Origin of the sequence: Pseudomonas sp. Irchel 3F3, assembly GCF_900187545.1 — a bacterium.
Lineage (GTDB): Bacteria > Pseudomonadota > Gammaproteobacteria > Pseudomonadales > Pseudomonadaceae > Aquipseudomonas > Aquipseudomonas fortuita.
Genome location: NZ_FYDS01000003.1, coordinates 513,976 through 536,802, shown reverse-complemented (window position 1 = coordinate 536,802; position 22,827 = coordinate 513,976). Strand labels below are relative to the sequence as shown.

Annotated in this window: 21 protein-coding genes; 15 read left to right on the top strand and 6 right to left on the bottom strand. The window is 63.7% G+C overall.

What is annotated here, in order from left to right; genetic code table 11:
* Window positions 1–11: 11 nt before the first annotated feature.
* Together htpG and CKW35_RS08630 are read left to right on the top strand one after the other, a co-directional pair.
* Window positions 12–1,916, top strand: coding sequence for a molecular chaperone HtpG (htpG, locus tag CKW35_RS08635; RefSeq protein ID WP_070086416.1), 1,905 nt, complete (start codon window positions 12–14; stop codon window positions 1,914–1,916).
* Window positions 1,917–1,994: 78 nt separating this feature from the next.
* A complete protein-coding gene (locus tag CKW35_RS08630) occupies window positions 1,995–2,720 on the top strand; it encodes a dienelactone hydrolase family protein (protein ID WP_016488271.1) in 726 nt (241 codons plus the stop codon).
* Between the two features lie 115 nt (window positions 2,721–2,835).
* Here the strand turns inward: CKW35_RS08630 and CKW35_RS08625 are convergent, their stop codons facing one another.
* Window positions 2,836–3,699 (bottom strand): pirin family protein, encoded by an 864-nt coding sequence (locus CKW35_RS08625; RefSeq protein WP_060516953.1) that lies wholly within the window; start codon window positions 3,697–3,699, stop codon window positions 2,836–2,838.
* Between the two features lie 117 nt (window positions 3,700–3,816).
* On the opposite strand from CKW35_RS08625, the gene CKW35_RS08620 reads away from it, so the two are divergent.
* Window positions 3,817–4,821, top strand: a complete 1,005-nt coding sequence (locus tag CKW35_RS08620; protein WP_095115696.1) for an amidohydrolase family protein — start codon at window positions 3,817–3,819, stop codon at window positions 4,819–4,821.
* A gap of 73 nt (window positions 4,822–4,894) precedes the next feature.
* Here the strand turns inward: CKW35_RS08620 and fabB are convergent, their stop codons facing one another.
* From fabB to CKW35_RS08595, 5 genes are all read right to left on the bottom strand, one after another.
* Complete coding sequence (fabB, locus tag CKW35_RS08615) at window positions 4,895–6,115, bottom strand: beta-ketoacyl-ACP synthase I (protein ID WP_016488268.1); 1,221 nt, start codon at window positions 6,113–6,115, stop codon at window positions 4,895–4,897.
* Between the two features lie 11 nt (window positions 6,116–6,126).
* On the bottom strand, window positions 6,127–6,642 hold the full coding sequence (fabA, locus tag CKW35_RS08610) for a 3-hydroxyacyl-[acyl-carrier-protein] dehydratase FabA (RefSeq protein ID WP_016488267.1): 516 nt from the start codon (window positions 6,640–6,642) through the stop codon (window positions 6,127–6,129).
* A gap of 207 nt (window positions 6,643–6,849) precedes the next feature.
* Window positions 6,850–8,781 (bottom strand): ATP-binding protein, encoded by a 1,932-nt coding sequence (locus CKW35_RS08605; protein ID WP_095115694.1) that lies wholly within the window; start codon window positions 8,779–8,781, stop codon window positions 6,850–6,852.
* A complete protein-coding gene (locus CKW35_RS08600; protein ID WP_016488265.1) occupies window positions 8,778–9,668 on the bottom strand; it encodes an ABC transporter substrate-binding protein in 891 nt (296 codons plus the stop codon). Before CKW35_RS08600 ends, CKW35_RS08605 begins: the two co-directional genes overlap by 4 nt.
* Window positions 9,668–11,815 carry a TonB-dependent siderophore receptor gene (locus CKW35_RS08595; protein ID WP_023048241.1) on the bottom strand — a complete coding sequence of 716 codons (2,148 nt, stop codon included), beginning with the start codon at window positions 11,813–11,815 and terminating at the stop codon, window positions 9,668–9,670. The genes CKW35_RS08600 and CKW35_RS08595 overlap by 1 nt, the downstream gene beginning before the upstream one ends.
* Before the next feature lie 241 nt (window positions 11,816–12,056).
* Between CKW35_RS08595 and CKW35_RS08590 the strand changes: the two genes are divergently transcribed.
* The 12 genes from CKW35_RS08590 (at window position 12,057) to kdpC (ending at window position 22,712) form a co-directional block, all read left to right on the top strand.
* Entirely contained in the window at window positions 12,057–13,082 is a 1,026-nt protein-coding gene (locus tag CKW35_RS08590; RefSeq protein ID WP_095115692.1) for an NAD(P)H-dependent glycerol-3-phosphate dehydrogenase, read from the top strand.
* Window positions 13,083–13,118: 36 nt separating this feature from the next.
* A complete protein-coding gene (locus CKW35_RS08585) occupies window positions 13,119–13,466 on the top strand; it encodes a DUF4389 domain-containing protein (protein WP_016498711.1) in 348 nt (115 codons plus the stop codon).
* Entirely contained in the window at window positions 13,463–13,921 is a 459-nt protein-coding gene (gene sixA, locus CKW35_RS08580) for a phosphohistidine phosphatase SixA (protein WP_016488262.1), read from the top strand. Before CKW35_RS08585 ends, sixA begins: the two co-directional genes overlap by 4 nt.
* Before the next feature lie 101 nt (window positions 13,922–14,022).
* Window positions 14,023–14,409 carry a hypothetical protein gene (locus CKW35_RS08575; RefSeq protein WP_023048239.1) on the top strand — a complete coding sequence of 129 codons (387 nt, stop codon included), beginning with the start codon at window positions 14,023–14,025 and terminating at the stop codon, window positions 14,407–14,409.
* Window positions 14,410–14,502: 93 nt separating this feature from the next.
* Complete coding sequence (locus CKW35_RS08570) at window positions 14,503–15,291, top strand: alpha/beta fold hydrolase (RefSeq protein WP_016488260.1); 789 nt, start codon at window positions 14,503–14,505, stop codon at window positions 15,289–15,291.
* Window positions 15,288–16,142, top strand: a complete 855-nt coding sequence (locus tag CKW35_RS08565; RefSeq protein ID WP_095115690.1) for an alpha/beta hydrolase — start codon at window positions 15,288–15,290, stop codon at window positions 16,140–16,142. The genes CKW35_RS08570 and CKW35_RS08565 overlap by 4 nt, the downstream gene beginning before the upstream one ends.
* Window positions 16,143–16,251: 109 nt before the next feature.
* Window positions 16,252–17,046 carry a DUF4892 domain-containing protein gene (locus tag CKW35_RS08560; RefSeq protein ID WP_016488258.1) on the top strand — a complete coding sequence of 265 codons (795 nt, stop codon included), beginning with the start codon at window positions 16,252–16,254 and terminating at the stop codon, window positions 17,044–17,046.
* Between the two features lie 12 nt (window positions 17,047–17,058).
* Complete coding sequence (locus CKW35_RS08555) at window positions 17,059–18,111, top strand: AI-2E family transporter (protein ID WP_016488257.1); 1,053 nt, start codon at window positions 17,059–17,061, stop codon at window positions 18,109–18,111.
* 175 nt (window positions 18,112–18,286) lie between these two features.
* Complete coding sequence (gene kdpF, locus CKW35_RS08550) at window positions 18,287–18,376, top strand: K(+)-transporting ATPase subunit F (RefSeq protein WP_003251485.1); 90 nt, start codon at window positions 18,287–18,289, stop codon at window positions 18,374–18,376.
* 9 nt (window positions 18,377–18,385) lie between these two features.
* Window positions 18,386–20,080, top strand: a complete 1,695-nt coding sequence (kdpA, locus tag CKW35_RS08545) for a potassium-transporting ATPase subunit KdpA (protein WP_023048237.1) — start codon at window positions 18,386–18,388, stop codon at window positions 20,078–20,080.
* A gap of 9 nt (window positions 20,081–20,089) precedes the next feature.
* Window positions 20,090–22,144, top strand: coding sequence for a potassium-transporting ATPase subunit KdpB (kdpB, locus tag CKW35_RS08540; protein WP_016488255.1), 2,055 nt, complete (start codon window positions 20,090–20,092; stop codon window positions 22,142–22,144).
* Between the two features lie 10 nt (window positions 22,145–22,154).
* Window positions 22,155–22,712, top strand: a complete 558-nt coding sequence (gene kdpC, locus CKW35_RS08535) for a potassium-transporting ATPase subunit KdpC (RefSeq protein WP_095115688.1) — start codon at window positions 22,155–22,157, stop codon at window positions 22,710–22,712.
* The last annotated feature ends 115 nt before the right edge of the window (window positions 22,713–22,827 follow it).

The following is a 22,827-nucleotide window of genomic DNA, read 5'->3' as shown; positions in this document are numbered from 1 at the left end:
TTTCGAAGACCATGACTGTGGAAACACAAAAGGAAACGTTGGGCTTCCAGACCGAGGTAAAGCAACTGCTGCACCTCATGATTCATTCGCTGTACTCGAACAAGGAAATCTTCCTGCGGGAACTGATTTCCAACGCTTCCGATGCCGTGGACAAACTGCGCTTCGAAGCCCTGGCCAAGCCAGAGTTGCTTGAGGGTGGCGATGAACTGAAAATTCGCCTGAGCTTCGACAAGGACGCCGGTACCGTTACCCTCGAGGACAACGGCATCGGCATGAGCCGCGAAGACGTCATCGCCCACCTGGGCACCATCGCCAAGTCTGGCACCGCCGACTTCATGAAGAACCTCACCGGTGACCAGAAGAAGGACTCGCACCTGATCGGTCAGTTCGGCGTGGGCTTCTACTCCGCGTTCATCGTGGCCGACAAGGTCGACGTTTACAGCCGTCGCGCTGGTCAGCCTGCTGCCGAGGGCGTGCACTGGTCGTCGAAAGGCGAGGGCGAGTTCGAGGTCGCCACCATCGACAAGCCACAGCGCGGTACCCGCATTGTCCTGCACCTGAAGCAGGAAGAGAAAGAGTTCGCCGATGGCTGGCGCCTGCGCAATGTGGTCAAGAAATACTCCGACCACATCGCCCTGCCTATCCAGCTGCCGAAGGAGCAGGCTGCCGCCGAAGGTGAAGAGCAGCCGGCCGAAGAGTGGGAAACCGTCAACCGCGCCAGTGCCCTGTGGACCCGTCCGCGTACCGAGATCAAGGACGAGGAATACCAGGAGTTCTACAAGCACATTGGCCATGACTTTGAAAACCCGCTGACCTGGAGCCACAACAAGGTCGAAGGCAAGCTCGAGTACAACTCGCTGCTGTATGTGCCGGCCCGCGCACCGTTCGACCTGTATCAGCGCGAAGCGTCGCGCGGCTTGAAGCTGTACGTGCAGCGCGTGTTCATCATGGAGCAGGCCGAATCGTTCTTGCCGCTGTACCTGCGCTTCATCAAAGGTGTGGTCGACTCCAACGACCTGTCGCTGAACGTGTCTCGGGAAATCCTGCAGAAAGACCCGATCATCGAGTCGATGAAGACCGCGCTGACCAAGCGCGTGCTGGACATGCTGGAGAAGCTCGCGAAAAACGAACCCGAGCAGTACAAGGGCTTCTGGAAGAACTTCGGCCAGGTGCTGAAGGAAGGCCCGGCCGAAGATTTCGCCAACAAGGAGAAGATCGCCGGCCTGTTGCGCTTTGCTTCCACCCACGACGACAGCGGCGAGCAGAGCGTTGCCCTGGCCGACTACCTGGCCCGTGCCAAAGAGGGCCAGGACAAGATCTACTACCTCACCGGCGAGTCGTACGCGCAGGTCAAGAACAGCCCGCACCTGGAAGTCTTCCGCAAGAAAGGCATCGAAGTGCTGCTGCTGACCGACCGTATCGATGAGTGGCTGATGAGCTACCTCAACGAGTTCGACGGCAAGGCTTTCGTCGACGTCGCCCGTGGCGACCTGGACCTGGGCAACCTGGATTCGGAAGAGGACAAGAAGGCCCAGGAAGCAGTCGCCAAGGACAAGGAAGGCCTGGTCGAGCGCCTGAAAGGCGCGCTGGGTGACAGTGTTGCCGAAGTGCGCGTGTCGCACCGCCTGACCGACTCGCCGGCGATCCTGGCGATTGGCGAGCAGGACCTGGGCTTGCAAATGCGCCAGATTCTGGAGGCCAGTGGGCAGAAGGTACCGGAGTCCAAGCCGATCTTCGAGTTCAACCCGAGCCACCCGCTGATCGAGAAGCTGGACAACGAACAGAGCGAAGACCGCTTCGCCGAGCTTTCGCATATTCTGTTCGATCAGGCGGCCTTGGCGGCCGGTGACAGCTTGAAGGACCCGGCGGCTTACGTTCGTCGCCTGAACAAGCTGTTGGTCGAGCTGTCTGCTTGAGTTGATGCAAAGGAAAGCCCGCTTCGGCGGGCTTTTTTCATGGCGCGCTTTTTATAGAAAGTGCCTAAGGAGTGCTTGATGAGCAAGGTAATCGTCGAATCGCTGGTTTATCACCTGTCCGGCAAGGCTTACGAAAGCCGGCTGGTCTTTGAGCCAGGTGCGCTGGGCCGCCCAGGCCTGGTGATGGCGCCGAACTGGATGGGTATTGGCGAAGGTGCCGAACGCATCGCCAAGGAAGTGGCCGAGAAGGGTTATGTGGTGCTGATTGCCGACCTGTACGGCCAATCTGTACGCCCGTCCAATGCCGACGAGGCCGGTGCGGCGATGATGCCGTTGAAGAACGACCGTGGCGAGCTGCGCAAGCGTATGCAAGAAGCCCTGGCGCAACTGCTGGGGCAGTCGAAGGCGCTGCTGGAGCCTGGCAAAGTTGCCACGTTCGGCTTCTGCTTCGGTGGCTGCTGTGCCCTGGAACTGGCCCGTTCTGGCGCCGACCTGCGTGCGGCGGTGTCGTTCCACGGCACGCTGGACACGCCGAACCCTGAAGATGCCAAGCACATCAAGGGATCGGTGCTGGTGTTGCATGGCGCCTCCGACCCGTTGGTGCCGAAAGAGCAGTTGCCAGCATTCGAGGACGAGATGAACGCGGCCAAGGTCGACTGGCAGTTGCTGAGCTATGGCGGGGCGGTGCACTCGTTTACCGACCCGAATGCCAACGTACCAGGCAAGATGCAGTATGACCGCCGCACTTCCGAGCGGGCGTTCCGCTCGATGCACAACCTGCTGACTGAAGTGTTCCAGCGCTGATATAGCAGGGGGCGCTGCGCGCCCCATCGCCGGCAAGCCAGCTCCCACAGTACAGCGTACGCCGCTCTTTGTGGGAGCTGGCTTGCCGGCGATGGGCTGCAGAGCAGCCCCAGATTTACCGGGGCAACTCGATCCTTGAGGTTTCCCCCGGCACCACCGGCCAATCCCCCGCAGCCCACCGCGCCCTGGCTTGTTCGATCAGTTCCGGGTCACTGGCCACGAAATTCCAGTTCATCCGCCGCGGCCCATCCAGTGGTGCCCCGCCAATCAGCACCAGCTGGCACTCCCCCTCTGCATACAGGGTCATGTCCTCGCCCTCTGGCAGCACCACCAGGCTGCAAGGCTCCACATCCTCATCGTTCAGCAACAGCTCGCCATCCAGCAGGTAAAGCGCCCGCTGGACGTGCTCACTCGGTATCAGCAGCGTCGTCGCTGGTTGCATCTGTACATGCGCATAAAGAGTGGGGGAGAGCACCGGCACCGGTGACGCCAGGCAGAACCCGGTGCCGGCAATCATGCAAATGCGCACCCCCAGGTTGTCACTCACCGGCAGGCTCGCCGCCGGGTAGTGGCTGTAGCTCGCCGGGCCTTGCTCGTGCTCCTGTGGCGAGGCTAGCCACACTTGCAAGCCGTGCAGGCACGAGCCATGGGCCAGGGCATCTGCGGGTGTGCGCTCGACATGGGCCACGCCGCTGCCAGCCGTCATCCAGCTGACATCGCCGGGGAGTACCCGCTGCTCCGAGCCGAGGCTGTCCTTGTGCAGGATCGCTCCCTCGAACAGGTAGGTCAGGGTCGACAGGCCGATGTGCGGGTGCTGGCGGATGTCCATGCCATGCCCTGGGGCATAGTCGGTTTCGAGCATGTGGTCGAAAAACACGAATGGGCCGACGCTACGGCACTGGGCTGCCGGCAGCGGGCGCAGGATCGGCTGGCCCTCGACCGATTCGGCACGTGGGCGGATGATCAGGGGGCTGCTCATGCGGTGGGCTCCAGGCGCGGTGGAAATGCCTCAAGCATAGCGGTTTGCCCGCTGTGGCTGAACCGTCTGGATCGCCGGCGGGTCTACTGTTTTCATCACCGGAGAAGGAAGCTGCCCATGATTGCCCGAGCGCTGGCCTGCGTGTTGTTGTCTGGCAGTTTGTGCCACGCGGCACTGGCGCGCGACTACCGCTACAGCGATGCTCACCTGCACTACGTCGACTTCTTCCAGGAAAGCGAAGGCATGCCGGCGTTGCTTAAGGCGATGGATGCTGCGGGCGTCGAGCAGTCGATGATTTCCGGCATCCCGGTGGCCAAGAAATGGCATGAAGACGAGCCCAAGCGCCCGCGCTATTACGCGGGTGACGACGCCGATGCCTACTGGTACAGCGCCACCGACACTTACGTGGCCGCAGCCCTGCAGCAGTTGCCGGTCGAGCAGCGCAAGCGCTTTCATCCGTTCCTGACCGGTTTCAACCCGGTGGACAAGAATGCCGTCAGCCATATTGAGCGCATGCTCGATCTGTACCCAGGGCTGTGGCAGGGCATTGGCGAGGTCTTCACCCGCCACGATGACCTCACGGCGCTGACCAGTGGGGACACGCCACGGGCCAACAACGAAGCCATGACGCGTATCTACCACCTGGCGGCGGAGCGTGACCTGCCGGTGCTCCTGCATTCCAACATCACCTCCAAGCGCGAGCGCAATCCACTGTACCTGGCGGAAATCGAAGAGCCGCTGCGCAATCACCCGCATACGCGCTTTATCTGGGCGCACGCTGGCAGCAGCATGGAGATCCACCGGCACCAGACACAGATGGACTTTTTACTGCCGGTGCTGACGCGGTTGCTGGAGGATTACCCGAACCTCTATGTCGACCTGTCGTGGAGTGTGTTGCAGCCTTACCTGCTGGACGACAAGGGTGTGCCGCGCAAGGAATGGCTGGCGTTGGTCGAGCGGTTCCCGGAGCGGTTCATGCAGGGGTCGGATGTGGTGGGGCGGTTTGGCAGCCTGGGGGAGCAGATGCACGGGTTCAGGCCGTTTCTGGATGCTTTGCCTGAGCATGTAGCGAACAAAGTAGCCCGCGATAACTTTCTGGCTGTGCTGCCCAGGCAAAAATAGGGGTTGCCCGTACGGGCTACACATGAAAACGCCCCGAACCAGTCGGGGCGTTTTCGATTACCGCATCAGCGTCTTACTTGCCTTCCCAGCGCTTGAGCACCAGGGTGGCGTTGGTGCCGCCGAAGCCGAAGCTGTTGCTCATGACCGTGTCGATCTTGGCGTTTTCTTCGGTTTTGCGCAGGATCGGCAGGTCAGCGACCTCCGGGTCCAGCTCGTCGATGTTGGCAGAGCCGGCGATGAAGTTGTTTTCCATCATCAGCAGGCAGTAGATCGCCTCGTGCACGCCAGCAGCGCCCAGCGAGTGACCCGACAGGCTCTTGGTCGAGCTGATCTTCGGTGCCTTGTCGCCGAATACTGCGCGAACGCCCTTGATCTCGGCAACGTCACCGACCGGGGTCGAGGTGCCGTGGGTGTTCAGGTAGTCGATCGGGGTGTCGACGGTGGACAATGCCTGCTGCATGCAGCGGATGGCACCTTCGCCACTCGGGGCAACCATGTCGTAGCCGTCGGAAGTGGCGCCGTAGCCAACGATTTCAGCGTAGATCTTGGCGCCACGGGCCAGGGCGTGTTCCAGCTCCTCGACCACCACCATGCCGCCACCGCCAGCGATGACGAAGCCATCACGGTCAGCGTCGTAGGCGCGAGAGGCCAGTTCCGGGGTTTCGTTGCGCTTGGTCGACAGGGCGCCCATGGCATCGAACAGGAACGACTGGCTCCAGTGCTCTTCTTCACCGCCACCGGCGAAGACGATGTCCTGCTTGCCCCACTGGATCTGCTCCAGGGCGGTACCGATGCAGTGTGCCGAGGTGGCGCAAGCCGACGAGATCGAGTAGTTGATGCCCTTGATCTTGAACGGGGTGGCCAGGCATGCCGAAACGGTGCTGCCCATGGTGCGGGTAACGCGGTATGGGCCGACGCGCTTGACGCCTTTCTCGCGCAGGGTGTCCAGCGCTTCCATCTGGTTCAGGGTCGAGGCGCCGCCGGAGCCAGCCACCAGGCCAGTACGCGGGCTGGAAACCTGCTCTTCGGTCAGGCCGGCGTCCTTGATCGCGTCCTGCATTGCCAGGTAGGCGTAGGCAGCGGCATGGCCGACGAAGCGGTAGACCTTGCGGTCGATCAGTTCTTCGAGGTTGAGGTCGATCGACCCGGAAACCTGGCTACGCAGCCCCATTTCCTTGTAATCCGGGTTGAAACGGATACCCGGACGGCTGTTGCGCAGGTTTTCGGTGACGGTAGCTTTGTCATTGCCCAGGCACGATACGATGCCCAGACCAGTGATAACGACGCGGCGCATGCGAATAACCCTTAGAAATTGTCAGTGGAAGTGAACACGCCGACCCGCAGGCCTTCGGCAGTGTAGATCTCACGGCCGTCGACGCTGACCGAGCCATCGGCGATGGCCATGTTCAGCTTGCCCTTCAGGACACGCTTGATCTGAATGTTGTAGGTGACTTTCTTGGCTTCGGGCAGTACCTGACCGAAGAACTTCACCTCGCCCGAGCCCAGGGCGCGGCCGCGGCCCGGCAGGCCTTGCCAACCGAGGAAGAAGCCAACCAGCTGCCACATGGCGTCGAGGCCCAGGCAGCCCGGCATGACCGGATCGCCTTCGAAGTGGCAGGCGAAGAACCACAGGTCCGGGGTGATATCCAGCTCGGCGACCAATTCACCTTTGCCGTACTTGCCGCCTTCTTCGCTGATATGGGTGATGCGATCGACCATCAGCATGTTCGGCGCGGGCAGTTGCGCATTACCTGGGCCGAACAGCTCACCGCGACTGCAGCGCAGCAGGTCTTCCCGAGTAAAGGCGTGTTGTTTGGTCATGCGAGCTCCTCAATAACCCCCTGTGGCAGGGGATGAATCTTCCCGGCCGGCCCGAAAACCAACGGCTTCGAGACGGCAGCCTACAGGTAGACTATTGCGTTGTGGTGAAAGTCACAGCGCACCTGCCGAAAGAAGTACAGGTGTGCACTGAAACGTCTATTTTCAGGTCCGATGAAGGTCCTGTCCAGTGTTTAAGACTGCCGCACTTTAGCATTTATCGCCAGTCGCGGTTGTCTGACCGGGCAACCAGCGTTGCAGCACCCGCTGCAGTTCGGTGCGACGCAAGGGTTTGCTCAGGTAGTCGTCCATGCCGGCGGCCATGCAACGCTCGCGGTCGCCCTGCAAGGCATTGGCGGTCAAGGCGATGATCGGTAGGCCGGCGCCGTTGGGCAGCTGGCGTATGCGCCGGGTAGCTTCGTAGCCATCCAGGTGCGGCAGGCGGCAGTCCATCAGCACAGCGGCAAAGCGCTGCCGGCCAACCAGGTCGACCGCCTCCAGGCCGTCTTCGGCCGTGCATACCGCCAGGCCCAGACTGCGCAGCATGGCTTCGATGACACTTTGGTTGACCGGATTGTCCTCTACCAGCAGTACCTGATCGTTGTCAGACACCGTGGTTGGCGCAGCTGCTGGCGGCGTCAGCGCGACGGGGGCAGGGCTGGCGAGGGCCAGCGGCATCTCCAAGGTAAAGGTGGAACCCAGGCCTTCACGGCTTTCACCGCGCAGCTTGCCGCCCATGCGCTCGGCAAGGGTGCGGGCGATGGACAGCCCTAGCCCGGTACCGCCATACCGGCGGGAAATCGAGCTGTCAGCCTGCTGGAACGCAACGAACATCATCTCCAGGCGGGCGCTGTCAATGCCGATACCGGTGTCGCGCACGCTGCAGGTCAGCCAGATCAGCTGCCGGTCGAGTACCTGCCAGCGCGCCTCCACCTGCACTTGCCCGCGTTCGGTGAATTTCAGGGCGTTGCCGATCAGGTTCAGCAGGATCTGGCGGATGCGCGTGGGGTCGCCGTTCACCTGCAGTTGCCCGATACCGGGCGGCAGTTGCAGGTGCAGGCCCAGGCCGCGCTGCTGGGCGCTGTGCTGGAACGACTGGACGCTGCTGGTGATCAGCTCGGCGAGGTTGAAGTCGATGTGTTCCAGTTGCAGCGCGGCGCGCTCGATGCGCGAGAAGTCGAGGATGTCATTGATGACTTTCAGCAAATGCCCGGTGGATTCGCTGGCCACTGCGGTGTAGTCGGCCTGTTCGTTGCTCAGTGGCGTGGTTTCCAGCAATTGCAGCATGCCCAGCACGCCATTCATCGGGGTGCGCAGCTCATGGCTCATCATCGCCAGGAAGTCCGATTTGGCACGGTTGGCCTGTTCGGCCTCCTCACGGGCCTGGATCAGCTCGGCAATGGCCTGCTTCTGTTCGTCACTGGCCTGCTCCAGGGCGCTGGCCAGGTTGTTGATGTGGCGCGCCAGGTGGCCCAGTTCGCTGTCGTCGACCACTGGCAAGGGGGTGTTGTACTCGCCTTGCTGGATTGCCTTGACCGCATGCCCCATGTCGCTGATCGGCTTGGCCAGGCTCAAGGCCAGGCGACGCGCCAATATAAAGGTGAACAGCAGGGCGAACAGCGCCAGGATGCCGGCCTTGATCACGATTTCCTGTTGGCGTTGGCTGAAGGCGTCATCAGACATGCCGACGATCACCCGGCCCAGATAATCATCGCCAATGGCGGGTGAGGCGGCCTTGCCCTGCTGCAGGAAGTCGCTGTCCAGGCGGATTTGCTGCAGCCGTATGGGCGCCTGGAACACCTCGACACGTTGCGCGCGGTTAGCGCTCTCGTCGGACTGCTCGACGTACACAAGGATGTGGTTGCGGCTGTCCTGCACCTCGAGAAAGCGCACGTGCGGGATACTGAGGGTGGCACGCATCAGGCCTTCGAGCACTTCGTTGTTGCCTGAAATCACCCCGTACTCCGAGGCTGGGGCCAGCTGGTTGGCGATCAGTTGCCCGGTGTGGTTAAGCTCCTGGCGCAGGTCCTGGATCCGCACGAAGGTGAAGAAGCTGATCAGCAGCGAGGTCAGCAGCAGGGCAGGGCCCAGGCTGATGATTTGCGTGCGGGTGTGGATGTCCCAGCTCAGGCCTTTGCTCATGGGGTGGGCTCTCCTTCTGCCAGGGCCTTGGCGGCGGCGTTCGGATCGATCGGTTGCAGGCCCAGGGCGCGCGCCACCTGCTGGTTGCCGCTGACGCCGAAGCGTGCCGGGTACAGGCTGCGCGGCCAGCGCCCTGGCGGCTGGTCGAGCAACTGGTCAAGTACTGCCAGCCAGTCCTCCTGGTCGCTGTAGGTGCTGGCCAAGGCGCCGGCGCGAACAAAGCCGGCGTTCGGGCCGATCAGCGCCATCTGACGGCCATAACTGCTCAACAGCAGGTTCTTTGCAGTCTTGGAGTTGTACAGGTCCGGGTCATCCAGGCCCAGCAATACATCACTGTTACCCAGCAGGTGCTGCAGGGGGCGGCTGTCACGCAGGTCGGGCCAGGCCTGGGCAATGATCTCCAGGCCTAACGGTCGAGCCGCATGGCGCAGCTCTTCAAGCAGGAACCCACTGTGCTCGCCGTACAGCACACCAATGCGCTGTGCCTGCGGCAGCAGGTAGCGCGCAAGGCGCAGTTGCCGGCCCAACGGCGGGTCACTCCACAGCAGGGTGAGGAACGCTGGGCGCGACTTTCCCAGGCGCTGCTCAGCCTGTACCCGGCTTATGCGCATGGCCAGCGCTGGCGGGCCGGCGTTTTCACCCAGCCGCCATTCCAGGGCGGCATTGTCCATCAGAATCAGGCGCTGGCCAGTTTTGAGCTTGCCAGGGCTTGGCAGGTCGGCTGTGGTCTGGAAATGCACATGATCGCCCGGCCGACGGCTTTCGAGTGCGGCGACGAAACTGCGGATGCCAGGCTGATCTTGCGCGCCTACCAGCAGAATTTCGCTGGCGGACAACGGCCCCAAGGGCCACAGGCACAGCAGCAACAGGCGCAGCACCAAGGCCATCAGAACGCCAGCTCCGCGCTGAAGCTGAGGCGGTGGCGGCTGTCGTAGCGGTTCTGCACGGTTGTGGTCGGTTCGTCGTCCAGGCGCTGCTGCCACAGCGCCGCCAGTTCCAGGTTGCTGCCCTGCACCCGAAAGCGTTTGGCCACGCGCAGGTCCAGGCGCTCGTAGCGGTACTGGTTGAGCGCATCGTCACCGTAGTAGAACAGCGCACTCGACCAGCCATCGCCCCATTCGCGCATCCAGCCGACCGAGCCGCTGTTGCGGGCGGTGAGGCGGCGGTCGTCGGGGTTGCTGGCCCAGGCATCGACATAGGCATAGGTCAGGCGCAGGCGGTCACGCAGGGTGGGGCGCCAGTCCAGTTGCGTCTCGCTGCCGCTGAACCGGGCCTTGTTGGCGTTGCTGGCGATGTACTGGTTGTTCTTCAGGGGCTCGCTGATCATGCCGGTGATCTCGTCATAGAACAGCTTCACATCCATGCTCAGGTCGATGTCGCTGAAGTAGCCGTTGTAGCCCAGTTCGCGCGAGCGCATGCGCTCCTGGTCGAGGTCGCCCGGGCCGCGGGTCTTGACGAAATACTCGCCGTGCTGCTGGCCGAACACGTCGCGGCTGAGGTTTTTGACCGTGTAGCTCCAGTTGATGTTGTTCTCGAACATGTCGGGCGAGCGCACCGCCTCGGAATACACTGCGCGCAGGCCGTGGCGCGGGGTGATCAGGTAGTTGACCGCTACGCGCGGCGTCAGCGAACTGCCCGACAGACGCGAATCTTCGAGCATGGCCCCGCCCTGCAAGATCCAGTGCTCGTCAGCGCGCCATTCCAGCTGGCCGAACAGGCGCCAGGTCTGGTCATCGATGCTGCCGTTGAAGTAAGTCTGCGAGTCGGCACGATCATAGCGGTAGTTCACCCCACTGAGCAGGCGCAGGCTGTCGGTGAGGCTGAGGGTGTCCTGGATTTCCAGGTCATAGCGGGTTTCGCGCGTGCTCTGGTCGACATCGCCGCACACCGCACTGCTGCCGCCCTGGTTGTTCCACTGATCCTTGATGGCATCGACCAGCGCTTGTTCAGCAGGGTTGTTGCTGGGCGGCGGGTTGTTGGCACCGCGTGCCACCAGCTCGGCGTAGTTGGGGTTCATCTGCCACAGCCGGGTCAGTTCGGGGCTGAACGACAACGCGGCATCACAGGCCCGCCAGACCTGTTGGCGGTCAAAGTGTTGGGCAGAACCCTGCACATACAGGCTGTGATCGGGGTTGAAATCGATGTTCCAGCGTACCGACCCTGCGTAGTCCTTGGCATTGACGTCGGCATTGTCGCCGCGCTGGGTGACGTAGGGGAAGACAGGTTGGTAGGTGTAAGGCCGCTGGTTGCTGCCTTCTTTTGCCGCCAGTTGCCATTCCAGGGTCTGGTTCAGCGACAGATTGTGGCTGGCACTGAGGTTGAAACGGGTCAGCCGGCGGCTGTCCCGGTAATCCTGGCCGAACGGGTCGTGGTCGAAACCGTCGTCCTGCTGGCCCGACAGTGACAGGCGCATGTCGCCGCCCTCCCAGCCGAAGCCGTGGCTGGCATAGAAGTCATTGATGCCGTCCTCACCTCGGGTCACCTTCAGCCGTGTGCCGTGGCTGTCGGCAGGGTTGCGGGTGAGAATGTTGACCACCGCCATCAGCGCGTTGGCGCCGTAGCTGACCGTGTTGGGGCCGCGGAACACCTCGATGCGCTCGATGTCTTCCATGGCCAGGGGGATGTCGCTCCAGTCCACCGTGGCCAGGCCTGCACGGTACACCGAGCGGCCATCGATCAGCACCTGCATGCGCCGTGCTTCGCTGGCGTTGCTGCCGTGGTAGTTGACCGTCGGCTGGTTGCCGGCACCGTAGCCGATCATCATGCCCGGTACCAGGCGCAGCAGTTCGGGGATGTCACGTGCGCCGCTGGCGCGGATCAGTTCGCTGTCGAGCACGGTCATGCTGCCCGGGACTGCCGCCGGGGATTGTTTCAGGCGCGTGGCGGTCAGAACCTGCGGCAGGTCACTGTTGTCGATGAACAGGTCGTCGCCCATGGCCGGGCCACCGAGCAAGGCAGTCAGTATCAGCAGGCGCGGGAACGGGGGCGTGCCAGGGAACACGGGGGGGCCTTGTATCAGGAATGGAACAGGCATGGTAACTGACCTTGGCGTATTTTCCAGTGATCTGCGGCGGTTTTGCAGCGTGTCTGTCCTGACGCTTTTATGGGGGCGAAAATCGAGCGCCGCCCGGGCGGCGCATCGCGAGCCAGCTCGCGCCTACAGGGGTTGCAACGTGGCCATGACAGTGTCATCTGCGTTGCTGGCCTTGGCGCAAGGCAGGCGAGCCGTATAATGACGGGGTCGCCACTTAACTTTTGGCTTTAACGGATTGGATATGACTGAACAGCAACCTGTTGCAGTTCTGGGAGGCGGCAGCTTCGGCACCGCCGTGGCGAACCTGCTGGCGCAAAACGGTGTGCAGGTGCGCCAATGGATGCGCGACCCGGCGCAGGCCGAGGCCATGCGCGTCAACCGCGAAAACCCGCGCTACCTCAAGGGCATCCGCCTGCATGATGGCGTGGAGCCGGTCAACGACCTGCTGGGCACCTTGCAGGCCAGCGCGTTGATTTTTGTCGCCCTGCCATCCAGCGCCTTGCGCAGTGTGCTGGCGCCCCACGCCGAGCTGTTGCGGGGCAAGGGCCTGGTCAGCCTGACCAAGGGGATCGAGGCGCAAAGCTTCAAACTGATGAGCCAGATCCTTGAAGAGATCGCCCCCGATGCCCGCATCGGCGTGCTGTCGGGCCCCAACCTGGCCCGCGAGATCGCCGAACATGCGCTGACTGCCACGGTGGTCGCCAGTGAGGACGAACAGCTCTGCCAGCAAGTGCAGGCCGTACTGCATGGGCGTACCTTCCGTGTCTACGCCAGCGCCGACCGCTTCGGCGTCGAGCTGGGCGGGGCGCTGAAAAACGTCTACGCCATTATCGCGGGCATGGCCGTGGCCTTGGGCATGGGCGAGAACACCAAGAGCATGCTGATTACCCGGGCCTTGGCCGAGATGACCCGCTTTGCCGTCAGCCAGGGTGCCAACCCCATGACCTTCCTTGGCCTGGCCGGTGTGGGTGACCTGATCGTCACCTGCTCCTCGCCCAAGAGCCGCAACTACCAGGTGGGCCATGCGCTGGGTCAGGGCCTGAGCCTGGAGCAGGCGGTCAACCGCCTGGGCGAAGTGGCCGAAGGCGTCAACACCCTCAAGGTGCTCAAGGCCAAGGCGCAGGAGGTGCAGGTGTACATGCCGCTGGTGGCCGGCCTGCATGCCATCCTGTTCGAAGGCCGCACGTTGAACCAGGTGATCGAGCACCTGATGCGCGCCGAGCCCAAGACCGATGTCGATTTCATTTCCATCAGCGGTTTCAACTGAGCCCTTGGCGGCTCTGACACGAGCAAGGAGCAACACATGAACGATACGCCCGAACGCGCCCAGCGTGAGTCGATCATCCTGCGGGTCCTGTGGATGCTGGTGTTCCTGGTAGTCTGGCAACTGGCCGAATTGCTGCTCGGCGGCCTGGTGCTGGTGCAACTGATCTACCGCCTGGTGTATGGCGCGCCCAGCGCCAGCCTGATGAACTTCGGCGACAGCCTGAGCCAATACCTGGCGCAGATCGGCCGCTATGGCAGCTTCCACACTGAGCAGAAGCCCTGGCCGTTTGCCGACTGGCCAGCACCGCGTGCTCCGGAAGGCGAGGCGCCGCATGCCGTGGCCCCGGCCCCGCACCCGGTGCGGGACGAGGAACCCAAGCTGTGAAGCTGTGGGTGCTGCGCCACGGTGAGGCAGAGCCGCGGGCCAATACCGATGCCGAGCGCCGCCTGACCGCCCATGGCCGCGAGCAGGTGCTGCACAGCGCTGCTCGCCTGTTGGGGCAGCCGTTGCAGGCGATCATCGCCAGCCCCTACGTGCGCGCCCAGCAAACGGCCGCGCTGGTGCATGACACGCTGGGTTTCAGGGAGCCGGTGCGCACCGTGCCCTGGCTGACGCCAGAGCATGATGTGCAGCAGGTGATCGGCGAAATCGAACGGCTGGGCCTGGAGCATGTACTGCTGGTCAGCCACCAGCCGCTGGTAGGCACCTTGGTTGGCGCGCTGGAGCATGGTCATCAGCAGCAACCGGCGGCCATGAGCACTGCCAGCCTGGCGGAGCTGGAAGGGGATTGGCCACTGGCCGGGCTGATGACCCTCCGGGCGATCAACCCACCGGTGTGATGCCCCCGCAGATCGACAAGGCAACTGGCATTTTTGTCAGTTGTCGCACTTGATGGCCTCTTGCTAGCGTTGCCTCAAAGCAATCAGGCAGGGAGCAACGGATGAGCGGTGACATGCGGGAGCTGTTGAGTTCCCTTGACCTGCAACCCACCGTAGACAAAGTGGGGCAAGGTATTGCGCTGGACTTTGCCCAGTACAGCCTGCTGCGCGATTCGGCCGACGCCAAGCTCTACCAACTGCTGCACAAGGTCAACGGCAACGGCAAGCTGGAACCTGCTACCAGGCAGCAAAGCGAGCAAGACCTGCGCACGCTTCAGGACGCCTGCCTGCGAGTCTCCCACCTGCTGCAAACCAGTTGTCTGGCGTTGCGCCGCCTGCAGCTGGACTTTCAGGACCAGCGCCTGGCCCGTGAGGCGTTGGAAAGCCAGTTGGCCTACATGCAGGCCTGCTTGCGCCGGTCTCTGGCCAGCTTCGACCGCTCGGCGTGACCTGATAGCCCTCGTCGATGACCTTTCCGGATGTTGCTCAATGGCGTCCCGATGCCGACAATGAGCCATCATCTTCCGTCTGGACCAGGCGCCATGTCGCAGCAGATCTTCTTCGCTCATGCCAACGGTTTCCCTTCGGCCACGTATGGCAAGCTGTTCGCTGCCCTGGCGCCGGACTACCAGGTGCAGCACCTGGCCCAGCATGGGCACGATCCGCGCTTTCCGGTAGACGACAACTGGCAGAGCCTGGTCGATGAACTGCTGCATCACCTGGCACAGCAGGACCAGCCCATCTGGGGGGTCGGGCACTCGCTGGGCGGGGTGTTGCACCTGCACGCTGCATTGCGTCGTCCTGAGTACTACCGCGGGGTGGTAATGCTCGACTCGCCGGTGCTTACCCGTGCTGACCAGTGGCTGCTGCGCACCGCCAAGCGTTTTGGCTTCATTGACCGCATCACGCCCGCCGGGCGCACGCTGGGGCGGCGCGAAGTCTTTAGTGACCGCGACAGTGCCCGGGACTACTTTGCCGGCAAATCACTGTTTCGCCATTTTGACCCAGACTGCCTTGAAGCCTATGTCGAACATGGCTTGCAGGCGATGGAGCAGGGACTGCAATTGCGCTTCGATCCCGCCACCGAAATCAGTATCTACCGCAGCATCCCGCACACCAGCCCCGCGCCTGCCCGGCAGTTGCAGGTGCCGCTGGCCATGGTGCGCGGCCAGCGCAGCAACGTCATTCGCCGTCACCACACCCTGGCGGTGCGCGGCATGCCCAAAGGCGAATATCACAGTGTGCCCGGCGGGCACATGTTCCCGTTGGAGCGCCCGACCGACACCGCCAGCCTGATCAAGGGCCTGTTCGACCGCTGGAGCCAGGTATGAGCGCGCAGGTGGAGGAAGTCCGTCTGAGCCTGGGCCATATCGAACTGGCGGCTCACCTGTTCGGCCCCGAAGACGGGCTGCCGGTGATTGCCCTGCATGGCTGGCTGGATAACGCCAATAGCTTCGCCCGCCTGGCGCCGCAACTGAAGGGCCTGCGGATCGTCGCCCTGGACCTGGCCGGGCACGGTTACTCGGAACATCGCCCGCCTGGCGCCGGCTATGCCTTGGCAGACTATGCCCACGACGTGCTGCGGGTTGCCGAGCAGCTGGGTTGGCAGCGTTTCGGCTTGCTAGGCCATTCGCTGGGCGCAATCATTTCGGTACAACTGGCCGGCGCCTTGCCCGACCGGGTCAGCCACCTGGCGCTGATCGACGGGGTCATCCCGCCAACCGGTGCCGAGCAGGACGCTGGCGAACGGTTAGGGATGGCCCTGCAAGCCCAGCTGCGGCTGGATGGCAAACGCAAGTCGGTGTACGCCACCCTGGAAGAAGGCGTGCATGCCCGGATGAAAGGCATGGTCGCGGTCAGCCGTGAGGCTGCCGAATTGCTCGCGCAACGTGGCCTGATGCCAGTGCCCGGGGGTTACAGCTGGCGCAGTGACAGCCGCCTCACCCTGCCATCGCCGGTGCGCCTGAGTGAAGCCCAGGCCATGGCCCATGTGCGCCGGGTGCGTTGCCCGGCGCTGTTGGTGGTGGCCGCCGAAGGTATGCTGGCGCGCCACGCCGTGTTGCTGGAGCAGCTACCCTTTGAGCAGGTGACGCTGCCCGGTGGCCATCACCTGCACCTGAATGACCAGCAGGGCGCGGCCCTTGTCGCAGACTGTATCAATCGCTTCTTTGGCTTTGCTTGACTTGCACCGGACAAGTGTCGAGGCTTGGCGGGTTGAACAGGGAGACAACCATGCAACTGCCAGACATCCTGGAGCTTCATTTAGGCGCCGCGCGCCGCCTGGTTCGCCAATGAGCGCGCCTGTTGCCATCCGTAATGCTGTCGTCGCCTGCCTGGCGCTTGCCAGCCCGGTATTGTGGGCCGGCAGCCTGCCGGTGCCGGTGGACGCAAAGGTTGTTGACCAGCGCCCGGCCGTGGAGCAGGAACGCGTCTACCCCATGGGCCCGCTGCGCAAGATCAGCGGTCGTCTGCGGGTCGATAACAAAGTCGAGAGCCGGGGGCAGGTCAGCTCGGTCACCTACGAACTGCCGGTCGAACGTACAGCCCGTGAAGCCTTCACCAGTGCCCGCGAAGCACTGCAGCGTGATGGGGGTTACCCATTGTTCTGGTGCCAGGGTCGCGATTGCGGCGAGGCCAGCCTGTGGGGCAACGATGTGTTCGCCAATGCCCGCCTCAACGGTGGTGACGAGCAGCAGGCGTTCATCCTGCTACGCCGCTCGGCAGCCGAGGCCGACACGCTGGTCGCGCTGTACAGCGTTACCCGCGGCAACCGCCGCGCCTACCTGCATGTGGAGGAGTTCGTCGCCGCCAGCCCGCTGGGCGAGCTTCTGCCAACCGCCGCCACGGTGCTGCGCGAAATGCGCGACACCGGCAAGCTCGACTACCCTGACCTTGCGGCGCCGCAAGACGCCTGGGTGAACCTGCTGGCCCGCAGCCTGAACCTCGACAGCACCTTGCGCGCCAGCCTAAGCGGCGCCCAGGCTGAAGCCTGGCGTGAGGCGCTGGTCAAGGCAGGCGTACGCAATGGCCGCCTTGAAGTCGGCAGCGCACCCACCGATGGCCTGCACCTTGAATTGATCCGTTGAACGAGCGCCACCATGGTTAACAATGACCGCCTGCTGATCCAGATTCTGCTGCTGGCCTTGCTGGGTGCCGGCCTTTGGGTGATGGCACCGTTCATTTCTGCATTGCTGTGGGGGGCTATCCTGGCTTTTGCCAGCTGGCCGTTGATGCGCTTGCTGACGCGTGTGCTGGGCGGCCGTGAAACCCTGGCGGCCAGCCTGCTGACCACGGCCTGGATACTGATCGTGGCACTGCCGCTGGTGTGGCTGGGGTTCAACCTGGCCGATCATATTCGCGATGCTACGGCGTTTGTGCGTGACGTGCAGGTCGACGGGCTGCCCGATGCGCCGGCCTGGCTGGGTGGCATTCCATTTGTGGGCGAGCGCCTGGTCAACGGGTGGCAATCCCTGGACCAGCAGGGCGCAGCCCTGCTGGCCTCGGCCAAGCCCTACTTCGGGCAAGTGGGCAACTGGTTGCTGGCGCGCAGTGCGCAGATTGGCAGCGGCGTGCTGGAACTGACCCTGAGCCTGGTGTTCGTGTTCTTCTTCTACCGCGACGGGCCGCGCCTGGCAGCATTCGTGCTGCGCTTGCTGCACCGCCTGGTGGGCGAGCGCGCCGAGTATTACCTGGAACTGGTAGCCGGTACCGTTCAGCGGGTGGTCAACGGGGTAATCGGCACGGCGGCTGCGCAGGCCGCGCTGGCGCTGATCGGCTTTCTGATCGCGGGGGTACCCGGCGCGATCGTGCTGGGCCTGGTGACCTTCATGCTCAGCCTGATCCCCATGGGCCCGCCACTGGCCTGGATCCCGGCCACTGCCTGGCTGGTGTGGAAGGGCGAATACGGCATGGCGGTGTTCCTGGGTATCTGGGGCACCTTCGTCATCAGCGGCGTGGACAACGTGCTCAAGCCCTACCTGATCAGCCGTGGCGGCAACCTGCCGCTGGTGATCGTGCTGCTGGGCGTATTCGGAGGCTTGCTTGCCTTTGGTTTCATTGGCCTGTTCATCGGCCCGACCTTGCTGGCGGTAGGTTACAGCCTGCTGCTGGACTGGAGCCGTAACGCGGCGCAACAGCCGCCACAACAGTAAGTCCGCGCCGGCCTCTTTGCGGGCGTGCCCGCGAAGAGGCCGTTACAGGCAGACCCAGCGCTGATCTTTACGCATTCTTTATCCCCACGCCCATCCCCCGATCTCGCCCCTTTACGCCCCTCCCTCGGACAATTTCCCCAAAGCGGCCCAAGCCGTACCACGGGGAGATCCACACATGAACATGCTCGACGGGCTGTCACTGCTGCTGGCAGTGGCCTTGGCGTTTTATCTGCTGGTGGCGCTGCTGCGCGCCGATCGCAGCTAGGGAGCGGCCATGCACAGTTACGATTTCGCCTTGCTCCTGGCGTTCTTTGCCATCGTGCTGCTACCCGCACCCTGGCTTGGGCGGTTCTACTTCAAGGTCATGGAAGGCCAGCGCACCTGGCTGTCGCCGCTACTCGGCCCGGTCGAGCAAGCCTGCTACCGGCTGGCGGGCGTGAACGCCATCCAGGAGCAGAACTGGCGGCAGTACACCCTGGCCCTGCTGGCCTTCAACCTGGTCGGGTTCCTGCTGCTGTTCGCCGTGCTGCTGTTGCAGGGGTACCTGCCGCTCAACCCGCAGCACCTGCCAGGCCAGGAATGGTCGCTGGCGTTCAACACCGCCGTCAGTTTCGTGACCAACACCAACTGGCAGGCCTACAGCGGTGAAGCGTCGGTCAGCTACCTGAGCCAGATACTCGGCCTGACCGTGCAGAACTTTGTCAGTGCTGCCACCGGCCTGGCCGTGCTGGTGGCGCTGTGCCGTGGCATTGCCCGGCGCAGCGCGTCGACGCTGGGCAACTTCTGGGTCGACATGACCCGTGCCACCCTCTACGGCTTGCTGCCGCTGTGCGTGCTGCTGGCGCTGTTGCTGGTCTGGCAGGGCGTACCGCAGACCTTTGCCGACTATGCCCATGCGCTGACCTTGCAAGGTACTGACCAGACCATTCCACTGGGCCCGGCCGCCAGCCAGATCGCTATCAAGCAATTGGGTACCAATGGCGGCGGCTTCTTCGGCGTCAACTCGGCGCATCCGTTCGAAAACCCTACGGCCTGGAGCAACCTGTTCGAGGTGGCTTCGATCATTCTCATTCCGGTGGCCCTGGTGTTCACCTTCGGCCACTACGTGAAGGACTTGCGCCAGAGCCGCGCTATCCTGGCCTGCATGCTTGCCCTGTTCCTGATCGGTGGCAGCACGGCGTTGTGGTCCGAGCATCAACCCAACCCGGCGTTGCAGAGCCCACAGGTGCAACAGACTGCCCCCCTGGAGGGCAAGGAAAGCCGCTTCGGCACCACCGGTTCGGTGCTGTGGACGGTCACTACCACCGCGGCCTCCAACGGTTCGGTCAATGCCATGCACGACAGCCTGAACCCGCTGACCGGCATGGTGGCGATGGTCAACATGATGGTCGGCGAGGTGATATTCGGCGGCGTCGGCGCGGGTCTCTACGGGATGCTGCTGTTCGTCCTGATCGCTGTATTCCTGGCCGGGCTGATGATTGGCCGCACCCCGGAGTACCTGGGTAAAAAGCTGCAGGCTCGTGAGGTGCAGTTGCTGGTGGCGACCCTGCTGGTGATGCCGGTCGGCGTCCTGATACTCGGCGCCATTGCCGCCAGCCTGCCAGGCCCGGCGGGGGCGGTCAGCAACCCGGGGGCGCACGGTTTCAGCCAACTGCTGTACGCCTACACCTCGGGCACTGCCAACAATGGCTCGGCCTTCGCCGGTTTCGGTGCCAACACGGTGTACCACAACCTGATGATCGGCCTGGCCATGCTCATTGGCCGCTTCGGCTACATCCTGCCAATCCTGGCCCTGGCCGGCAGCCTGGCGGCCAAGAAGAGTGCGCCACAGGGGCAAAACAGCTTCCCCACCCACGGCCCGCTGTTCACCGGCCTGCTGCTGGTGACCATCTTGCTGGTCGGCGGCCTGACCTTCCTGCCGACCCTGGCCCTTGGGCCAATCGCCGAACACCTGAGCCTGGGTTTTTGAGGACCGATCATGAACATGCCCATTCCTGAAGTGAATACCCGGCACACTGCCAAGGACCAGACGCGCTTTGCCGCGCTGTGGCGCCCGGCGCTGGTGCAGGCGTTTGTCAAACTCGACCCGCGCCAGCTCAAGCGCTCGCCGGTGATGCTGGTGGTGGCCCTGACCGCAGTGCTCACCACCGTACTGTGCTTCGCCCCTGGCAATGGCGTGAGCACGGGTGTTGCCGTGCAGATCGCACTGTGGCTGTGGTTTACCGTGCTGTTCGCCAACTTCGCCGAGGCCCTGGCCGAAGGCCGTGGCAAGGCCCGCGCCGACAGCCTCAAGGCCGGTAGCCAAGGCCTGACTGCCCAGCGTCGCCAGCGGGATGGCAGTTACGAGACGGTTGCTGCCAGCGCGCTGCGCAAGGACGACGTTGTGCGCGTGGTCGCCGGCGAGATGATCCCCGGTGACGGCGAGGTGCTTGAAGGCATCGCGGCTGTCAACGAGGCCGCCATTACCGGCGAGTCCGCCCCCGTGATCCGCGAGTCCGGCGGCGACCGCTCGGCGGTGACCGGCAATACGCGGCTGGTCTCCGACTGGCTGCTGATCCGCATTACCAGCAACCCGGGCGAGTCGACCCTGGACCGCATGATTGCCCTGGTCGAAGGTGCCAAGCGGCAAAAGACCCCCAACGAGATCGCCCTCGACATCCTGCTGATCGGCCTGACGCTGATCTTCCTGATCGTGGTGGTGACTTTGCAGCCGTTCGCCCACTTTGCGGGTGGCAGCCTGCCGTTGATCTTCCTGGCCGCGCTGCTGGTGACGCTGATTCCCACCACCATCGGCGGCCTGCTGTCGGCCATCGGCATTGCCGGTATGGACCGGCTGGTGCGGCTGAACGTCATCGCCCGCTCGGGTCGCGCGGTCGAGGCCGCCGGTGACGTGCATACACTGATGCTCGACAAGACCGGCACCATCACCTTCGGCAACCGCCGCTGCAGCGCGCTGCATGCTGCGCCAGGTATCACCGCTCGCGAATTGGGTGAGGGCGCCTTGCTGGCCTCTCTGGCCGACGACACCGCCGAAGGCAAGTCGATTGTCGAATACCTGCGCCAGCTCCATGAGTTTGTCGAACCGGCGGCCGGGCAGTTCGACGCTGTGGCCTTCAGTGCCGAGACACGCCTGTCAGGCATCGACTACCAGCAGCACCGCTACCGCAAGGGTGCCGTCGATGCCGTGCTGGCATTTGTCGGCATGCAACGCCTGGAAATGCCCCCGGCGTTGGCCCGCGAAGTGGAGCGGATTGCCCAGAGCGGTGGTACGCCGCTGCTGGTGTGTATCGACAAGCGCCTGCTTGGCGTGATCCACCTCAAGGATGTGGTAAAGCCCGGCATCCGCGAGCGCTTCGCCGAGCTGCGCAAGCTGGGCATCCGCACGGTGATGGTGACCGGCGACAACCCGTTGACTGCCGCCGCCATCGCCGCAGAAGCGGGCGTGGATGACGTATTGGCAGAGGCCACCCCCGAGAAGAAGCTGGCGCGTATCCGCCAGGAGCAGAACGACGGCCGCCTGGTGGCCATGTGCGGCGACGGCGCCAACGACGCCCCGGCACTGGCCCAGGCCGATGTGGGTATGGCCATGAACGACGGCACCCAGGCCGCGCGCGAGGCGGCCAACATGGTCGACCTGGACAGCGACCCGACCAAACTGCTGGATGTGGTGCAGGTGGGCAAGGAATTGCTGGTGACCCGTGGTGCGCTGACCACGTTCTCCATTGCCAACGACGTGGCCAAGTACTTCGCCATCCTGCCAGCGCTGTTCGCCGCCATCTACCCACAGTTGGGCGTGCTCAACCTGATGCAGCTGGCCAGTCCGCAGAGCGCGATCCTGTCGGCCATCGTGTTCAATGCACTGATCATCATCGTGCTGATCCCGCTGGCGTTGCGTGGCGTACGCGTGCAGGCGGCCAGTGCCGCGCACCTGTTGCGGCGCAACCTGCTGATCTACGGGCTGGGCGGCATTGTGGTGCCGTTTGCCGGGATCAAGCTGATCGACCTGCTGCTCAATGCCCTGAACCTGGTCTGAGGAGGCCGCCATGAATGCTTATGTACGCCCGGCTCTAAGCCTGGCCCTGTTGATGACGCTGGTGACCGGCGCACTGTATCCGCTGGCAGTAACCGGCATCGCCCAGGTTGTTTTTCCGGAACAGGCCAATGGCAGCCTGGTGCGGGATGACCAGGGCCAGGTGCGCGGTTCGGCGTTGATCGCGCAGGATTTCAAGGGGGATGGCTGGTTCCATGCGCGGCCTTCGGCAGGCGCTTTTGCCACGGTGGCCAGCAGTGCCAGCAACCTTTCGCCTAGCAACCCGGCGCTGGCCGAGCGGGTCAAAGGGGAGGCGGCTAGCCTGTACCAGGCGCAGCAGGGGCCGGTGCCGCAGGCGTTGTTGACCACCTCGGGCAGCGGCCTCGACCCGCACCTGCCACCGGAGGCCGTGGCCTATCAGATCCCACGGGTGGCGGCGGCGCGTCAACTGCCGGTGGAACGCTTGCAAGCCTTGCAGGAAGAGGCCACCCTCCACCCATTGATCGGCCCACCGGTGGTCAATGTGCTGGCGTTGAACCAGGCCTTGGAAAAGCTCGCAATTACCAAATGAATTGAAGCGGTAGCAGGGACCCTGTGGGAGCGGGTTCACCCGCGAATGCGATGGTGCTGCCAGCAACGCATTCGCGGGTGAACCCGCTCCCACAGGTACGGTGCTTGCCCCTGAA

Excerpts from the sequence above, each read along its gene's own strand:
- htpG (WP_070086416.1), top strand. The coding sequence starts at position 12 with ATGACTGTGGAAACACAAAAGGAAACGTTGGGCTTCCAGACCGAGGTA.
- CKW35_RS08630 (WP_016488271.1), top strand. The coding sequence starts at position 1,995 with ATGAGCAAGGTAATCGTCGAATCGCTGGTTTATCACCTGTCCGGCAAG.
- CKW35_RS08625 (WP_060516953.1), bottom strand. The coding sequence starts at position 3,699 with ATGAGCAGCCCCCTGATCATCCGCCCACGTGCCGAATCGGTCGAGGGC.
- CKW35_RS08620 (WP_095115696.1), top strand. The coding sequence starts at position 3,817 with ATGATTGCCCGAGCGCTGGCCTGCGTGTTGTTGTCTGGCAGTTTGTGC.
- fabB (WP_016488268.1), bottom strand. The coding sequence starts at position 6,115 with ATGCGCCGCGTCGTTATCACTGGTCTGGGCATCGTATCGTGCCTGGGC.
- fabA (WP_016488267.1), bottom strand. The coding sequence starts at position 6,642 with ATGACCAAACAACACGCCTTTACTCGGGAAGACCTGCTGCGCTGCAGT.
- CKW35_RS08605 (WP_095115694.1), bottom strand. The coding sequence starts at position 8,781 with ATGAGCAAAGGCCTGAGCTGGGACATCCACACCCGCACGCAAATCATC.
- CKW35_RS08600 (WP_016488265.1), bottom strand. The coding sequence starts at position 9,668 with ATGGCCTTGGTGCTGCGCCTGTTGCTGCTGTGCCTGTGGCCCTTGGGG.
- CKW35_RS08595 (WP_023048241.1), bottom strand. The coding sequence starts at position 11,815 with ATGCCTGTTCCATTCCTGATACAAGGCCCCCCCGTGTTCCCTGGCACG.
- CKW35_RS08590 (WP_095115692.1), top strand. The coding sequence starts at position 12,057 with ATGACTGAACAGCAACCTGTTGCAGTTCTGGGAGGCGGCAGCTTCGGC.
- CKW35_RS08585 (WP_016498711.1), top strand. The coding sequence starts at position 13,119 with ATGAACGATACGCCCGAACGCGCCCAGCGTGAGTCGATCATCCTGCGG.
- CKW35_RS08575 (WP_023048239.1), top strand. The coding sequence starts at position 14,023 with ATGAGCGGTGACATGCGGGAGCTGTTGAGTTCCCTTGACCTGCAACCC.
- CKW35_RS08570 (WP_016488260.1), top strand. The coding sequence starts at position 14,503 with ATGTCGCAGCAGATCTTCTTCGCTCATGCCAACGGTTTCCCTTCGGCC.
- CKW35_RS08565 (WP_095115690.1), top strand. The coding sequence starts at position 15,288 with ATGAGCGCGCAGGTGGAGGAAGTCCGTCTGAGCCTGGGCCATATCGAA.
- CKW35_RS08560 (WP_016488258.1), top strand. The coding sequence starts at position 16,252 with ATGAGCGCGCCTGTTGCCATCCGTAATGCTGTCGTCGCCTGCCTGGCG.
- CKW35_RS08555 (WP_016488257.1), top strand. The coding sequence starts at position 17,059 with ATGGTTAACAATGACCGCCTGCTGATCCAGATTCTGCTGCTGGCCTTG.
- kdpF (WP_003251485.1), top strand. The coding sequence starts at position 18,287 with ATGAACATGCTCGACGGGCTGTCACTGCTGCTGGCAGTGGCCTTGGCG.
- kdpA (WP_023048237.1), top strand. The coding sequence starts at position 18,386 with ATGCACAGTTACGATTTCGCCTTGCTCCTGGCGTTCTTTGCCATCGTG.
- kdpB (WP_016488255.1), top strand. The coding sequence starts at position 20,090 with ATGAACATGCCCATTCCTGAAGTGAATACCCGGCACACTGCCAAGGAC.
- kdpC (WP_095115688.1), top strand. The coding sequence starts at position 22,155 with ATGAATGCTTATGTACGCCCGGCTCTAAGCCTGGCCCTGTTGATGACG.